Genomic DNA, 15891 nt, shown 5'->3' on the forward strand with positions numbered 1-15891 from the left:
AGCTTAAAAGAGCAGACGTAAAGGGGAGATAAAAAGCGTCAGGCCGGCCGTAAAGAAAGTATAAAGGCGGTCCCGCTATTTCTCTTTTTTCTGCATATCCAGCAGCTGCTCGGGCGTGACGGCCGGGTAACCCTGCGCGTCTTCCGGCACTTCGTGCATCGCCGGAATCGGCACCAGCGGGCCTAAAAAGCGCGGTTCGCGCTTAAAGATATACAGATCGGCCAGGGCACCAAAGCGGGCGCCGAACTCGCGCACGCGCACGCTCAGCATATCTTTTGGCGACGGCACCGCGTAGCACTGCGCCTGAATGCCCATATGCAGGGCGATAAACAGCGCGCGCTCGCAATGGAAGCGCTGGGTGATGATGATGAAGTCGTTGGTGTCGAAGACTTTGCGCGTGCGCACGATGGAGTCCAGGGTGCGGAACCCGGCGTAGTCGAGCACGATATCGGCCGGATCCACGCCCGCGGCAATCAGGTCCTTACGCATCGTCACCGGTTCATTGTAGCTTTGCAGGGCGTTATCGCCGCTCAGCAGCAGGTAGTTCACCTTGCCGCTGTTGTAGGCGTTCAGCGCGCCCTGAATGCGGTAACGGTAATACTGATTGATTACGCCGGTGCGGTAATACTTGGCGGTGCCAAGCACCACGCCAACCTGACGATACGGCAGGTCCTGCAGGTCATCAAAGATGTAAGGGGCGGTTTTCCAGCTCATCCAGCGGTCAAGACCCAGCACGATCAACAGCAGTATGCCGACCAGGACAGACAGGCTGTAAAAAACGCGCTTTAACATGCAGATGGCTCGTTCGTGGATGAAATTTAACTCAGGCTACTTTACCCGCCTGGTTAGCGCAAGAAACAGCGACTCAACTGAGGGGTTTTTCAGCAAACGGGCGGGCATTTTTGCCCGCCGGAAGGATTACGCCAGCAGTACGCGGTCAATCGTCGTACAGCCCAGCGCTTTTAGCGTTGCGGCGGTGGCATCCCACTGGATCAGCGGTGCATCGGCAATTTCAGCCAGAATGGCGCGCTGAATGTCAGGATAATCATAGCCGTTCAGGCTCAGCAGGTTGAGTGCGCCCTGCAGCGGCGGCAGCGTTGGGTTAAACGCGGCGTTTTCCGCATAGCTGCCGGTGAAGATTCGGCCATCGCGGCACCGCAGCGCCACGCCGCTCGGGGACTTGCTGTACGGCGTGTGGCTCTTGTTGGCGGCGGTAATCGCCGCCTGGCTCAGGTCATCGCCGGACGGGGCGTAACCGTGGTCCTGATCGTCCATCAGCAGCGTTTTGATCTCCAGATCTTTCGGACCAAATGCGTCAGGCAGATAATCGCCCAGCGTGTGCGGCGCGCGACCCGGCAGGTTGATGCGCAGCTGCAGCCCGCTGTTCAGCTCGTTCATAAACTGACGGCAGTGGCCGCACGGAGTGTAGTTAACGGTAATGGCGCTCAGGGCTTTTTCACCGCGCAGCCAGGCGTGGCTGATGGCGCTCTGCTCGGCGTGAACCGTTTGCTGCATGGTCGCGCCCAGGAACTCCATATTGCCACCGAAGTACCAGGTTCCGCTGACGCCGCGCGCAATGGCCCCGACGTTAAAATGGGAGAGATCGGCCCGCGCGCAGGCGGCAGCCAGAGGAAGCAGTGCGAAAGCCAGCGCGTCTTCTTCCAGTCCCGTTGCCTGTTTCAGCATCGTGACCTGCTCCGCGTTCAGCAGGGCGGGGAAGTGTGCATCTGCCAGAACGGGAGCCAGGGCTGACTGCAAATTCTCTGCAAGCTGGGCGAAAGCAGCTTGAAAACGTGGGTGCATGGCGTTTGCCTCATAAAGGTTAATGGATCGGTAGTTTACGGAGCCGTCAGGGCTTTATATGTGATCCACTTCTCATTATGTATGCAACTTATGAAAGCAAAATGAAATTTGCGCGACGCATCGCAAATTTTAGCCCATCACCGCCAGAATAAGCGGGAAAATGAACGGGGCCAGCAGGGAGGTGATAATCCCGCAGATCACCAGCGCCAGCGAGCTAAACGCCCCTTCCTGATAATCCAGCTCCGCGCAGCGGGCAGTGCCCAGGGCGTGGGAAGCTGTCCCCATCGACAGTCCTCGTGCCGCTTTAGTATGAATGCGCATACCGTTCAGCAGGCTGTGGCCAAACACCGCGCCGAGAATACCGACGAAAATAACGCACATCGCGCTGATTGCCGGAATACCGCCGAGGCTACCCCCAACCGCCATCGCGATAGGCGTGGTCACAGATTTAGGCAGAATAGAGGCGGCAATTTGCGGGGAGGCCCCCATCAACAGCGCCACTGACGTACCGGTGATCATCGCCACCAGGCTGCCGACAAAGCAGATGGTAATGATGGATTTCCAGCGGGCGCGGATCTGGTGCAGCTGCTCGTATAAAGGAAAGGCGAGCGCCACAACTGCGGGCTGCAGCAGGTCGTTTAAAATTTTGCTGCCGGCAAAGTAGCGTTCGTAAGGAATGCCGGTGAGCAGCAGGAACGGAATAATCACCACCATTGCCACCAGCAGCGGGTTCAGCAACGGCATTTTGAAACGCGCGGCAAGCTTACGTGCGGCGAAGAATACTGCGAGGGTGAGCGGCAGCGACCACCAGATATTGGCCATCATTTTTTTGTTTTCTCCCCAATCACGTTACGTTCGCCATGCACCAGATGCGAACTCCAGCTCACGACCAGGAAAACCACCAGCGTACTCACCGCGCAGGAGACAACAATCGGGCCGAACTGGGCCTTGAGCAAATCAAAATATTGCATGACCCCGACGCCGATAGGCACGAAAAGCAGCGCCATATAGCGAATGAGGACGAAGCAGCCGGGATTGACCCACTTTGCAGGCAGGATTTGCAGCGCCAGCAACACGAAGAGGATCAGCATGCCGATAATGCTGCCGGGAATGGTGATGGGCAGCAGCGACGCGATGAAAATCCCGGCATACAGACAGGCATAAATCAGGACGAATGCGCGCAGATATTGCCAGATAATGTTCAATGTTTTGCTCATGGTGATAGTCCTTGCTGAAACGCATTCATCATACAATTAAACCCAAAAATGTGCCACGGATCACATCATGAAATTTGAGCATACCAGACATTCCAGAATGGAACGTCTGGTATCACCGCACAGGGGCAGGCTACAGTTTAGAGGAAAGGATGTGCAGTGGCGAAGTGGCGAGTCAGAGAAATGCCTCTGAGTCAGGCATCGAGTTGGGCGGTGAGTTTATCCAGAAAAGAAAACAGCACCTGGTTCATTTCGCGATAATCATGCGAGCGGAGTTTTTCCGCCGTTTCGACAAAACGGAATTCACCCGCGCGGCTGAGGTCATTCTGCGAATGCTCAATCAGCAACTCTACAACCTCTGGCGTAAGCTCCATATGGCACTGAAAACCGTAAACCCGTTCGCCATATTCCACGATCTGACGGGGGCAGCCCTCGCTGTAAGCCAGCACTTTAGCCTGCGGCGTCAACCCTGGCATGTCGTTATGCCAGTGACCGACGTTCAATTCGTGGCCAAAATCCGCAAACAGCGGGTTCGCCTTGCCTGCATCGGTGAGCCTGACGGGAAATTTGCCGATCTCTTTTTCCGGGCTATGGCTAAACGCTGCCCCCAGCGCTTCGCCGATAAGCTGCGAGCCAAGACAAACGCCTATCACCGTTTTACCTGCCTCTATCGCGCGGCTGATGAGTGCCTTTTCCGCCTGTGCATCGAACCAGGGGCATTCCTCAGGCGTGGTAGCGGGGGACTGCGGGCCTCCCATAATGATAAGCAGGTCCGTGCTCCCCAGCTCCTCGGGTAAAGGATCGCCCTGATAAACTCTGGTGTAGCTCAGAGTATGGCCGCGGCTTTTCCCCCAGATTTCATAGGCGCCCGGCGCTTCGAAATGTTCATGAATGATAAATTGAATGTGCATTGCGTCTCTCTCCGGTTACGTGTACAAGCAGCATCATAAGTGGAAGGGAGGAATGTGAGATGCCAACCGTTATCGATAAAACGCCAATTCATGACGATGACATCGGATGGTCCAGAGGGGCTATTAGCTATACGCGCGGCGAAGTGGATCCGCCTCACCAGCATTCACAGGGACAGCTTTTGTTTGCCATCAAAGGGGTGATGCTGGTCGAAACCGGCAATAAGCGTTGGGTCATACCGCCGCAGCGCGCGCTGTGGATCCCTCCCTTTCAGGAGCATACCTACAGCGTGTTATCCGCAACGGAGCTCCGGGCGGTCTGGTTTAGCCCTGCGCTGATATCGCAATGCGGATCTTTTAAACGGAAAGAAGAGGTTCACGTCATTATGGCGACAGCGTTGTTCAAAGAGCTGATAGCCGGGCTGTTCAGTGCGGAATACCGGCCAGCCACTCAGCGCAGCATGGCCGTTTTGCTGCTCGATATTCTCAGTGAAGCTCAGCAAATCTCGGCTGAATTACCGATGCCCGTGGATGAGCGCTTACATCGCGTTGCCTGTGACATCATTGCCAACAATCTCTGGGATCTTTCTCTGGAAAGGCTGGCGGAACGGGCCGCGATGTCTGAACGCACATTCTCACGCGCGTTTATCAAAGATACCGGCTTTAGCTTCCGGGCCTGGCGACAGCGCGCAAGGATCTGTGCCTCGCTGGACCTGCTCGCCAACGGATACCCGGTTAAGCAGGTGGCCTGGATGCTGGGGTTTTCAGGGCAGGCGGCATTTGCGGCGGCGTTTCGCGCCGTTGTCGGGGCAACGCCGGCTGACTTTCTCCCTGAACAGAAGCGCTTCCCAGCGATATAGAGAGCGGCTACTATAGCGCGTCTTTTTTCACAGGTACTGCTATGCGTGTTTTACTGGCCCCAATGGAAGGCGTGCTCGACTCCCTCGTGCGCGAGCTTCTGACCGAGGTGAACGACTACGATCTCTGCGTGACGGAATTTCTGCGCGTGGTCGATATGCTGTTGCCGGTAAAATCCTTCTACCGGCTTTGCCCCGAGCTGCTCAACCAGAGCCGGACCTCTTCCGGCACGCTGGTGCGTATTCAGCTGCTCGGCCAGTACCCCGAATGGCTGGCGGAAAACGCCGCCCGCGCGGTTGAGCTGGGCTCTTACGGTGTGGATCTCAACTGCGGCTGCCCGTCGAAGCTGGTGAACGGCAGCGGCGGCGGGGCGACATTGCTGAAAGATCCTGAGCTGATTTACCGCGGCGCGAAAGCCATGCGTGAGGCAGTGCCCGCGCATTTGCCGGTGACGGTTAAGGTGCGTCTGGGGTGGGACAGCGACGCGCGGCAGTTTGAAATCGCCGATGCGGTGCAGCAGGCCGGGGCCACCGAGCTGGTGGTGCATGGCCGCACCAAAGAAGACGGCTACAAAGCCGAGCGCATAAACTGGCATGCGATCGGCGAGATCCGCAAACGCCTCTCTATTCCGGTGATCGCTAACGGCGAAATCTGGGACTACGAGAGCGCGCAGGCCTGTCTGCAGGCCACCGGCTGCGATGCGGTAATGATCGGTCGCGGCGCCCTGAATGTGCCCAACCTCAGTCGGGTGGTGAAATATAACGAGCCGCGAATGCCGTGGGCAGACGTCGTCACGCTGCTGCAAAAATACAGCCGTCTGGAAAAGCAGGGCGATACCGGTTTGTATCACGTCGCGCGTGTTAAACAGTGGCTGAGTTATTTACGCAAAGAGTATGATGAAGCGCTGGGGTTATTTCAGGAGATTCGTACTTTACAGACGTCGGCTGATATTGCCCGGGTAATTCAGTCGAAATAATAAGCGTTAAATTGCTCACACTTTTTTAAAACAGAAAACAGTTCAGGTTTTCAACGTGGCGCGACGGTGTTAAGGTGCCACTGTTTTCAACGCAGGATTGTTACTGGTTAACAGGCAAAACCTAAGCGTTTCACAGCATTTTCGCTGTGGAGCGCTTAGGTTTTTTTTTGCCTGTCGTTTACGCAGGAGAGACATTTGGCTTAGCGCTTTTTAATGATTTTAAAAAATGAATTATCGACAGGAAATAGAAAAATTTCCTGCGGCCGGTTACGCACTCAATACTCAATCACAGGTTGTTATCATGGCATATAAAAATAAACTCTATGCGTTCGCCTTATTGGCGATATCCCCGCTGTCGATGGCGCAAGACTGGAACGGTACGGTACTAGGTTTTGAGGCTCCACCGGCGCCGCTTCTCGGCAATATGCTCGGTGTGCGTAAAATTCTCAACGATAACGGCTTTACGTACAATCTCGGCTATTTGAATGAGATCGGCTGGAACGGCGGCGGTGGCTATAACCACGACTCCCACGTGGCCTATATTGACCAGTTCGCGCTGACCTTCAACCAGGACCTGGAGCGCTGGACCGGTATCCCGGACGCGCGTATCGAGGGAAACATCGTTAACCGCAACCACAATGACGATCTCACCACCAAACGCGTGCAGGATCCGCGCGTCAACTTCAACGATCTGACCCAGGAGAGCTGGGGCGGGCAGTCGATTACCCGTCTGGGCTGGCTGACCTTTGCCCGCAGCTTTGACGACCGGCGTCTGACCTGGCGCATAGGGATGATGAACAAGGTACAGACCTTCGATCAAATTATCCCCTGTGATTTCCAGCTGCTGTCCCAGTGCGGCGGAAAGTCCGCCAACTCGCTGACCTGGAACAACTGGAACGTGCACACCTGGGGCACCACGCTTGCCTATAAACTCACGCCGACGCTGACCTTAAAAGGCGGCGTGATGGAGCAGAATCCGCAGGCCGCCAGCCGCAGCCATGCGTGGAGCTGGTCGACGAAGGGCAGCAAAGGGATCTTACTGCCGGTTGAAATCGAAGCGCGTCCGCTGATTAACGGCCTGCCGGGCGCGTACAACCTGGGCGTGGTGTTTACCAACGCGCCGCAAACCGATCTCTATCGCGGCAAATCGGGTGGTGCGGGGGCGACGGACCCGGACGGATTCGATACGCACAGCCGGACCTGGTTTATGTACGCCGGACTGAACCAGCAGCTAACGCAGCATCAGGACGATCCGAATCGCGGGTTGAGTACCTCGTTCAGCATGAGCCTTGCGGATCAGAGCAGTAACTACATGCACCAGGTATACGCCGCCTCGCTGCGCTACCGCGGGCTGTTTGATGCGCGACCGGAAGACTGGATTGGCTTTGGCTTAACCTGGATTGATATGAGCAGCCAGTACGCCCGCAACCAGCGTTATCTGAACAGCCTGAGCGGCGTTAGCGATTACAACAATCCTGCATATCACCCGGTGCCGGGCCATTCCCTGAACGGTGAGTTTTACTACCGTTTTCGTCCGGCGTCATGGCTAGAACTGCAGCCGGGCATTCAGTACTGGCACCATCCCGGTGGGGTCAGCCGCACCCAGGATGCCTGGGTCACCGAGCTGAAAACGGTGGTGACCTTCTGATATCACCGTAGCAAGTTCGATCCGCGTCACGTTTCTGACGCGTGACGCATTGAGGCTACGAATGAAACTGATAGAGTGCCAGAACTGGATTGTTACTGCTTAGGCAGGCAAAACCTGATTTTCTGGCATCTGCCGGAGGTCAGGTTTTTTTGTTTCTGGGGTTCCGATGAAAATCGCCAAGATACTCAATAATAACGTGGTGGTTGTTCAGGATGAGCGCGGGCGCGAACAGGTGGTGATGGGCCGTGGGCTGGCCTTTCAGAAGCGCGTCGGTGAAGCGCTGGATACCGCGTTGGTTGAAAAGGTGTTTGCGTTACAAAGCGATGAACTGGTGCGTCGGCTCGGAGAGCTGCTGAGTCAAATTCCGCTGGAGGTGATGACCACCTGCGACCGCATCATCGGGCTGGCGACGCAGCGGCTGGGCAAGCTGCAGGAGAGCTTGTATATCACCCTCACCGATCACTGCTACTTTGCTATTGAGCGGCAGAAGAACGGGCTGGCCATCAAAAACGTGCTGCTGTGGGATATTAAACGGCTGTATCCGAAGGAGTTCGAGTTAGGGCAGGAGGCGCGGGCCATTATCGCCAGACGCCTGAACGTCGAACTGGAGGAGGATGAGGCCGGTTTTATCGCGCTGCATCTGGTCACCGCGCAGCTGAACAGCGAAATGCCGGAGGTGATGCACGTGACGCGGGTGATGCAGGAGATCCTCCAGCTGGTGAAGTATCAGCTGCAGCTTGAGTATGACGAAGAGTCGCTCAGCTATCAGCGTTTTGTCACCCACCTGAAGTTTTTTGCCCAGCGGATGCTCACCCGCACCGTGGTGGAAGATGACGATGTCTCGCTGCATACTGCAGTAAAAGACAACTACGCGAAAGCGTGGAAATGCGCCGAGAAAATCGCCCAGCACCTGAACAAAAGCTATCAGCGTGAGCTGACAACAGAAGAAATTATGTTCCTCGCCATTCATATCGAGCGGGTGAGAAAAGAGGGGCGTTAAGCCTCAAAACAGGATTGTTACTGCATCACGCAGGCAAAACCTGAGCGCGGCCTTCGTCAGAAGGCCGTTCTCGGGTTTTTTTATTTTTGTACTCAGTCAACAGGTGCCTGCGGGCATCGGATGTAAGGAAATCGAGATGGAATACCAGGCTTTAGCGAAGGATATTCTCGGCCACGTTGGCGGAAAAGAGAACATCGTCAGTCTTGTGCACTGCGCGACCCGGCTTCGCTTCAAACTGAAAGAGAATCAACGGGCGGATGCGGAAGGGCTCAAGAAAAATCCGGGCGTAATCATGGTGGTCGAAAGCGGCGGCCAGTTTCAGGTGGTGATTGGCAACCACGTTCACGACGTCTGGCAGGCTGTCCGTAATGAAGCAGGCCTTACGGATGACGCCCCTGTTGTGGAAGAGAAGGGTGAAAAGGGGAACCTGCTGGGCCGCCTGATCGACATCGTCTCCGGGATCTTCACCCCGTTTATCGGCATTCTGGCCGCGTCCGGTATTCTGAAAGGGCTGCTGGCGCTGGCCGTGGTATGCGGCTGGCTCACGACCGGGAGCGGCACGTATAAAATCTGGTTTGCCGCCAGCGACGCGCTGTTCTTCTTCTTCCCGATGGTGCTGGGCTATACCGCCGGGAAAAAGTTCGGCGGCAACCCGTTTATTACCATGGTGATCGGTGGGGCGCTCACCCATCCGGTAATGATTGCGGCGTTTAACGCCAGCCAGCAGCCGGGCGCGGTGTCGGACGCCTTTTTGGGCATCCCTGTCACCTGGTTCAACTATAGCTCGTCGGTGATCCCGATTATTCTCGCCGCGTGGGTGAGCTGCTGGCTTGAAAAACAGAGCACCAGGCTGCTGCCTTCCTCGATGAAAAACTTCTTCGCGCCGCTGATCTGTCTGGGCGTAACCGTGCCGCTGACTTTCCTCGTGATCGGGCCGCTGGCGACCTGGCTGAGCCAGCTGCTGGCGAACGGCTATCAGAGTATTTACGTTCTGGCGCCGTGGCTGGCGGGTGCGGCGATGGGCGCGCTATGGCAGGTCTGCGTTATTTTTGGCCTGCACTGGGGGCTGGTGCCGCTGATGATTAACAACCTGGCGGTGCTGGGGCATGACTCCATGCTGCCCATGCTCTTGCCCGCGGTGTTTGGTCAGGTGGGGGCGGCGCTGGGTATTTTCCTGCGCACCCGCGATGCGCGTCAGAAAATGCTGGCCGGTTCATCCGTGACGGCAGGTATTTTCGGTATCACCGAACCCGCAGTGTATGGCGTAAACCTGCCGCTGCGCCGTCCGTTTATTTTCGGCTGCGTGGCGGGGGCTATCGGCGGGGCGATTGTCGGCTTTAGTGACACCCACGTTTACTCTTTCGGCTTCGCCAATATCTTTACTGTCGCCCAGATGATCCCGCCGGGCGGCGTGGACGCCACGCTGTGGGGCGGCATTATCGGTACGGTGGTGGCGCTGGTGCTGAGCTGCGGCCTGACGCTGGTCGCCGGTATGCCAGGAAACACCGCGACAGAAGGGGCGGTCTCCGCGGGTGAAAACGATGTGCTGGCACCGATGACCGGCACCGTTCTGGCGCTCGACCAGGTGCCGGATACCACCTTTGCCAGCGGCCTGCTGGGCAGCGGTGCCGCGATTATTCCCTCCGATAACAAAGTGGTTGCCCCGTTTGCCGGCGTGGTGGCCTCTCTTTTCCAGACCAAACACGCCATCGGCCTGCTTAGCGACAGCGGGATTGAAGTGTTAATCCACGTGGGTATCGACACCGTGAAGCTCGACGGCAGGCCGTTTACCGCCCACGTGAAGGTGGGTGACAAAGTACAGCCCGGCGATCTACTGCTGGAGTTTGACCGACAGGCGATTATCGATGCCGGATTCGACCTGGCGACCCCGATTATTATCAGTAACAGCGATGAGTATCGCGACGTGGTGACCGTGGCGGCAACGTCCGTCAGTGCCGGTGCGCCGTTACTCAGCGTAAGCCATCAATAACAGGAGAACGTGATGAAAACTTTCCCGGACGATTTTTTATGGGGCGGCGCGGTTGCCGCGAATCAGGTAGAGGGCGCGTATCTGGAAGAGGGAAAAGGGCTGTCCACCTCAGACGTTCAGCCGCGCGGTGTCTTTGGCCCGGTGGTTGAGCGCGTGGCGGGTGACAGCGGCATCAAGGATGTTGCCATCGACTTCTATCATCGCTATCCCGAAGACATCAAACTGTTCGCTGAGATGGGCTTTAGCTGCCTGCGCGTCTCCATTGCCTGGACCCGCATTTTTCCGAACGGCGATGAGCAGCAGCCTAACGAGGCGGGGCTGGCGTTTTACGACCGGCTGTTTGACGAGCTTGCTGTGCACAACATTACCCCGCTGGTGACGCTGTCGCATTACGAAATGCCGTGGGGGCTGGTGAAGCAGTACGGCGGGTGGGGCAGCCGCCAGACTATCGACTTCTTTGAACGCTATGCCCGTACCGTGTTCGTGCGCTACAAAGAGAAGGTGAAGCTTTGGCTGACCTTCAACGAGATCAATATGTCTCTCCACGCGCCGATGACCGGCGTGGGCCTGCCGGAAACCAGCAGCAAAGGTGAAGTGTATCAGGCAATCCACCACCAGCTGGTGGCCAGCGCGCTGGCGGTGAAGGCCTGCCACGAGATCGTTCCTGATGCCAGAATTGGCAACATGCTGCTGGGCGGCCTGATGTATCCGCTGACCTGCAAGCCGGAAGATGTTCTGAAGACGCTGCAGGAAAACCGCACCTGGCAGTTCTTTGGCGACGTGCAGTGCCGCGGCGCCTACCCGGGGTATATGCAGCGCTTCTTCCGCGACAGCGGTATTCAGCTTGAGGTCACGGACGCCGACCGCGAGGCGCTGAAATCGACCGTCGATTTTATCTCCTTCAGCTACTACATGACGGGCTGCGTTACCGCGGATGAAGCTCTCAACCAGCAGGCGCGCGGCAACATCCTGAGCATGGTGCCAAACCCGCATCTGGCAAGTTCCGAATGGGGCTGGCAGATTGACCCCATCGGCCTGCGTACCCTGTTAAACGTGCTCTGGGATCGCTATCAGAAGCCGTTGTTTATCGTGGAAAATGGCCTCGGGGCGAAGGATAAACCGGATGCGGACGGCGTGGTGCAGGATGACTATCGCATCAGCTACCTTAACGACCATCTGGTACAGGTGCGTGAGGCAATTGATGACGGCGTTGAGGTGATGGGATATACCAGCTGGGGGCCAATCGATCTGGTGAGCGCGTCTAAAGCTGAACTCTCTAAGCGCTACGGCTTTATTTACGTCGATCGCGATGACAGCGGAAAAGGCACGCTGGCGCGCAGCCGCAAAAAGAGTTTCTACTGGTATAAAGAGGTTATTGCTACGAAAGGGGCTTCGCTGAAAGCCTGATATCAAGGACGTTGCCCGGCGATGCGCCGGGCAAAGGAATCAGAAAATCATCTTGAATACACCGGTAACCACTAAGAGACCTATCAGAAATATAATCAAAATAACCCACAGTAATATTTTCATTCCCTTCTTCCGCTCATGTATGTCCTGAATAAGTGTAGCAGCGTATTTATGGTTGGCATGAATGTATTAAATTTAATCATTATTTTTAGGAATAAATTTCCGTGTATTAAGATGTATGACAATTTGCGGATTGCCACGCGTTACTAAAAAAATGAACGACACTGAGCGTAACGTGCGCCTTTATTTTTTGAGTTTATGGCGTCATGAAACGTTCTCTTATTTTTTCTCTGAGTGCTCCCTTCGTTTTTATTCTGGCAGCCTGTGCGCCTGAACATGCCACGGTATCTCCCATTAAAACGCAAACCGCTGCGGCGTCGGTGAATACGCAGCTTCGTCATACCGACTGGCCGAAAAATGAGTGGTGGAAAGAGTATAACAATCCCGAACTTAACGGGCTTATTGCGAAAGCATTAAGCGATGCGCCGGATATGCAGATTGCCCGTCAGCGCATTACGCTTGCCGAAGCCCAGGCCAAAGCCGTAATGGCAGCCGACGGTCCGCAGATTAATTTTTCCGCCGATGCGGAACGTCAGAAAATGTCCGCCGAAGGGCTGATGGGACCGTTTGCCTTTACCGACCCGGCTGCAGGCACCACCGGGCCGTGGTACACCAACGGCACCTTTGGCCTGACCGCAGGCTGGGATCTCGATCTGTGGGGAAAAAATCGCGCCCGGGTCGAGTCCCGGATTGGCAAAGTGAATGCGCAAAAAGCGGAGCTGGAGCAGACGCGTCAGCTGCTGGCCAGCAGCGTGGCGCGGCTTTACTGGGAATGGCAAACGCAGGCCGCCGTGGGGGAGGTCCTCGCGCAGATCAAACATGAGCAGGACAATATTATCGGGGCCGATCGCGAGCTGTATCAACACGGCATCACCTCCTCCGTTGAGGGCGTCGAAACGGATATCAACGCCAACAAAACCGAAGCGCAGCTGGCAGAAGTCAACGGGAAGATGAAAGCCGTTGAGGCGCGCCTGGTCGCGCTGACGAACGCCTCTTCCGTGACGCTGACGCGGCACGCCTTGCCGACGGTGGAAGCCTCGTTACCGTCGACGCTCGGCTATGAACTGCTGGCACGTCGTCCGGATCTTCAGGAGGCGCACTGGTATATCGAAGCCTCTATGAGCGAAGTGGAGGCTGCCCGAGCGGCTTTCTACCCTGACGTGAACCTGATGGCATTCTTACAGCAGGATGCCCTGCACCTGAGCGATCTGTTCCGCTCTTCCGCGCAGCAGATGGGCATGACCGCCGGGCTGACGCTGCCGATTTTCGACAGCGGCAGGCTGAACGCCAGCCTGGATATCGCACAGGCGCAGAATAATCTCTCGGTGGCGAACTACAACAAAGCGGTGGTCGAAGCCGTCAATCAGGTGGCACGTACGGCCAGTGAAGTCGAAACGCTGACGGCGAAGAACAGCCACCAGCAGCAGGTTGAAAAAGATGCGGCACGCGTTGTGGCGCTTGCCCAGGCGCGTTTCAGCGCGGGGATCGTTGCGGGCTCTCGGGTCAGTGAAGCCAGAATACCGGCCCTCAAAGAACACCTCGAAGGATTACTGTTAAAGGGGCAGTATGTCGACGCCACGCTGCAGCTGACCTCGGCGCTGGGCGGTGGCTATCATCATGGCTAAAAAAGGTCATTATCTATACTTACCTCTTTGCAGTTTTTCAGGAGGTGAGTATGACCAGAGTAGCGATTGTAACCGCATCGGATTCCGGGATCGGTAAAACCACGGTGCTGATGCTTGCAGAGCGCGGGTTTGATATTGGCGTCACCTGGCATTCGGATGAAAAAGGGGCGCTGGAAACCTGCCGCGAAGTTGAAGCGCAGGGGCAGCGCGCAGAGGCTATCCATCTTGACTTAAGCACACTACCGGAAGGCGCAGAGGCTATTGAAACGCTGATTGCGCGTTTTGGCCGGCTGGACGTGCTGGTCAATAATGCGGGTGCGATGACCAAAGCGCCGTTCCTTGAAATGCCGTTTGACGACTGGCGGAATATTTTCACCGTCGACGTGGACGGCGCGTTTCTCTGTTCACAAATTGCCGCCCGGCAGATGGTGAAGCAGGGGGAAGGGGGGCGAATTGTGAACATTACCTCGGTGCATGAGCACACGCCGCTGCCGGAGGCGAGCGCCTACACGGCGGCAAAACATGCGCTCGGCGGGTTAACCAAATCCATGGCGATGGAACTGGTTAAGCACAATATTCTGGTGAATGCCGTCGCGCCGGGTGCCATTGCCACGCCGATGAATGACATGGACGACGGCGAAGTGAAGGAAGGCTCAATGCCGGAAATACCGCTGGCAAGGCCGGGCCACACTAAAGAGATTGCCAGCCTGGTGGCGTGGCTTTGCGACAGCGACGCCAGCTATACCACAGGGCAATCGTTTATCGTCGACGGGGGCTTTATGCTGGCGAACCCGCAGTTTAAGCCGGAGGGGTAGTAACCTTTCTCCCTCTCCCTTGAGGGAGAGGGCTGGGGTGAGGGGAGGAGACCGCACTCACTCCTCATCCCGCGTCTTTTCCCGGTGCTTCAGCCACAGTCGAACCCCAATCACCGCCACAACCACCAGAATCAACCACGCCCAGTGCTTCAGGTGCTGGTCGAGATTATGCAGCCATGGCGCAATCACTTCGCCCCCTGCGTAACCGAGCGTCGTAAAGATCAGCGCCCAGGCAACCGCGCCCAAAATATTGAGCGGCAGAAAAATTTTTGGCGGCAGATGGCTGGCGCCAATCAGTATCGGCCCGATAATGCGAAAGCCATACATAAAGCGCGTGCCAATGACGAACAGATAGGGATGACGTTGAATGAGCCGCTGAGCGCGGCGGATTTTCTTTTGATGCTTTGCGAAGCGTTTAAGCAGCGTTGGCCCAAATCGCAGCCCCAGAAAGTAGAGCAGCTGATCGCCAATCATTCCACCCAGCGCGACCGCGGCAACGACCAGCGGGAACTTCAGTAACCCCTGATGCGCGGCGACGCCCCCTAACAGCGTGATGGTTTCACCTTCTGCCACGCTGCCGATGACCAGCGCGGCATAGCCATATTGCTCAATGAGTGCGTTAATATCCATTACGTAAATGTTATCTCCCTCAGCGTACCTCGTTTAATCATATACCCCGTGAATCAACAGCGGGGAAATCAACGGAAATTTCCCACTGTACATAAAATAATCTAAAGCCTGCATTATACTTAAGGTATCGCTGACGGGCCGACAACAAGGGGGCGCTATGAACCATGTCTGGGGACTTTTCTCCCATCCCGATCGTGAAATGCATGTCATTAAAAGTGAGAACGAAACGGTCTCGCATCATTACACGCACCATGTGCTGCTGATGGCTGCGGTGCCGGTAATATGCGCCTTTATCGGAACAACACAAATCGGCTGGAACTTCGGTGACGGCACCGTGGTTCAGCTTTCCTGGTTTACCGGGCTTTATCTGGCCATCGTTTTTTATGGCCTGATGCTGGCGGGTGTGGCGGTTATGGGGCGCGTCATACACTGGATGGCGCGTAACTATCCGCAGCGTCCATCGCTGGCGCACTGTATGGTCTTTGCCGGATATGTCGCGACCCCGCTGTTCTTAAGCGGTATTGTTGCGCTCTATCCACTGGTCTGGCTGTGCGCGCTGATCGGTACCATTGCCCTCTTTTACACCGGGTATCTGCTGTATCTGGGGGTTCCAACCTTCCTGAATATCAATAAAGAAGAAGGCCTGAGTTTTTCCAGTTCAACACTCGCCATTGGGGTGCTGGTGCTGGAGGCGCTACTGGCGCTGACGGTTATTCTTTGGGGTTACGGATACCGTCTCTTCTGAGTTCACTGCATTGCTGGCGTAAATGCCAGCAATGCAGCATCTGTTCACGATTATCCGCTAGCGACAATGCTCTGTGACCGCTATGATGCCGAAGCCAGCCTGTGTTTATCAGTTGATACAGGCGGTGTACGTCATGACGTGCGTGAATAATT

15 protein-coding genes and 1 pseudogene are annotated in these 15891 nt (G+C 56.2%); 9 read left to right on the top strand and 7 right to left on the bottom strand.

The window, feature by feature from the left end:
- Positions 1–75 precede the first annotated feature (75 nt).
- The 5 genes from sanA to LRM19_RS10200 form a co-directional block, all read right to left on the bottom strand.
- The gene (sanA, locus tag LRM19_RS10180; protein WP_008500918.1) at positions 76–792 is read right to left on the bottom strand and encodes an outer membrane permeability protein SanA; all 717 of its coding nucleotides are present in this window, start codon (positions 790–792) and stop codon (positions 76–78) included.
- 126 nt (positions 793–918) lie between these two features.
- On the bottom strand, positions 919–1803 hold the full coding sequence (gene cdd / locus LRM19_RS10185) for a cytidine deaminase (protein ID WP_271368647.1): 885 nt from the start codon (positions 1801–1803) through the stop codon (positions 919–921).
- Positions 1804–1932: 129 nt separating this feature from the next.
- Positions 1933–2628 (bottom strand): CidB/LrgB family autolysis modulator, encoded by a 696-nt coding sequence (locus LRM19_RS10190; RefSeq protein ID WP_111965322.1) that lies wholly within the window; start codon positions 2626–2628, stop codon positions 1933–1935.
- The gene (locus LRM19_RS10195; protein ID WP_111965323.1) at positions 2625–3020 is read right to left on the bottom strand and encodes a CidA/LrgA family protein; all 396 of its coding nucleotides are present in this window, start codon (positions 3018–3020) and stop codon (positions 2625–2627) included. Before LRM19_RS10195 ends, LRM19_RS10190 begins: the two co-directional genes overlap by 4 nt.
- Positions 3021–3211: 191 nt before the next feature.
- Positions 3212–3928: a type 1 glutamine amidotransferase gene (locus LRM19_RS10200; RefSeq protein ID WP_271368648.1), complete on the bottom strand. Its 717-nt coding sequence runs from the start codon at positions 3926–3928 to the stop codon at positions 3212–3214.
- Positions 3929–3987: 59 nt separating this feature from the next.
- Here LRM19_RS10200 and LRM19_RS10205 point away from each other — a divergent pair, with 59 nt between their 5' ends.
- From LRM19_RS10205 to LRM19_RS10230, 6 genes and pseudogenes are all read left to right on the top strand, one after another.
- The gene (locus tag LRM19_RS10205) at positions 3988–4785 is read left to right on the top strand and encodes an AraC family transcriptional regulator (RefSeq protein ID WP_115875843.1); all 798 of its coding nucleotides are present in this window, start codon (positions 3988–3990) and stop codon (positions 4783–4785) included.
- Positions 4786–4826: 41 nt separating this feature from the next.
- Entirely contained in the window at positions 4827–5759 is a 933-nt protein-coding gene (gene dusC, locus LRM19_RS10210) for a tRNA dihydrouridine(16) synthase DusC (RefSeq protein WP_271368649.1), read from the top strand.
- A gap of 358 nt (positions 5760–6117) precedes the next feature.
- The gene (locus LRM19_RS10215; protein WP_407719100.1) at positions 6118–7407 is read left to right on the top strand and encodes a carbohydrate porin; all 1290 of its coding nucleotides are present in this window, start codon (positions 6118–6120) and stop codon (positions 7405–7407) included.
- Between the two features lie 166 nt (positions 7408–7573).
- The gene (licT, locus tag LRM19_RS10220) at positions 7574–8407 is read left to right on the top strand and encodes a BglG family transcription antiterminator LicT (protein WP_115875840.1); all 834 of its coding nucleotides are present in this window, start codon (positions 7574–7576) and stop codon (positions 8405–8407) included.
- A 24-nt stretch (positions 8408–8431) separates the two neighbouring features.
- Positions 8432–10397, top strand: a pseudogene (gene bglF / locus LRM19_RS10225) (PTS beta-glucoside transporter subunit IIABC).
- Positions 10398–10409: 12 nt separating this feature from the next.
- On the top strand, positions 10410–11804 hold the full coding sequence (locus LRM19_RS10230; protein ID WP_271368651.1) for a glycoside hydrolase family 1 protein: 1395 nt from the start codon (positions 10410–10412) through the stop codon (positions 11802–11804).
- Positions 11805–11843: 39 nt separating this feature from the next.
- On the opposite strand, the gene yohP is transcribed toward LRM19_RS10230, so the two are convergent.
- Positions 11844–11927 (bottom strand): small membrane protein YohP, encoded by an 84-nt coding sequence (gene yohP, locus LRM19_RS21210; protein ID WP_015572324.1) that lies wholly within the window; start codon positions 11925–11927, stop codon positions 11844–11846.
- A gap of 203 nt (positions 11928–12130) precedes the next feature.
- Here yohP and mdtQ point away from each other — a divergent pair, with 203 nt between their 5' ends.
- Both mdtQ and LRM19_RS10240 read left to right on the top strand, forming a co-directional pair.
- The gene (mdtQ, locus tag LRM19_RS10235; protein ID WP_271368652.1) at positions 12131–13549 is read left to right on the top strand and encodes a multidrug resistance outer membrane protein MdtQ; all 1419 of its coding nucleotides are present in this window, start codon (positions 12131–12133) and stop codon (positions 13547–13549) included.
- A 50-nt stretch (positions 13550–13599) separates the two neighbouring features.
- Complete coding sequence (locus LRM19_RS10240) at positions 13600–14364, top strand: SDR family oxidoreductase (RefSeq protein ID WP_271368653.1); 765 nt, start codon at positions 13600–13602, stop codon at positions 14362–14364.
- Positions 14365–14421: 57 nt separating this feature from the next.
- On the opposite strand, the gene LRM19_RS10245 is transcribed toward LRM19_RS10240, so the two are convergent.
- Positions 14422–14994, bottom strand: a complete 573-nt coding sequence (locus tag LRM19_RS10245) for a DedA family protein (RefSeq protein ID WP_115875835.1) — start codon at positions 14992–14994, stop codon at positions 14422–14424.
- A gap of 157 nt (positions 14995–15151) precedes the next feature.
- On the opposite strand from LRM19_RS10245, the gene LRM19_RS10250 reads away from it, so the two are divergent.
- Entirely contained in the window at positions 15152–15739 is a 588-nt protein-coding gene (locus LRM19_RS10250; RefSeq protein WP_023312454.1) for a Yip1 family protein, read from the top strand.
- Positions 15740–15891: the final 152 nt, after the last annotated feature.

Origin of the sequence: Enterobacter sp. PI-10, from assembly GCF_027947695.1 — a bacterium.
GTDB lineage: Bacteria > Pseudomonadota > Gammaproteobacteria > Enterobacterales > Enterobacteriaceae > Enterobacter > Enterobacter vonholyi.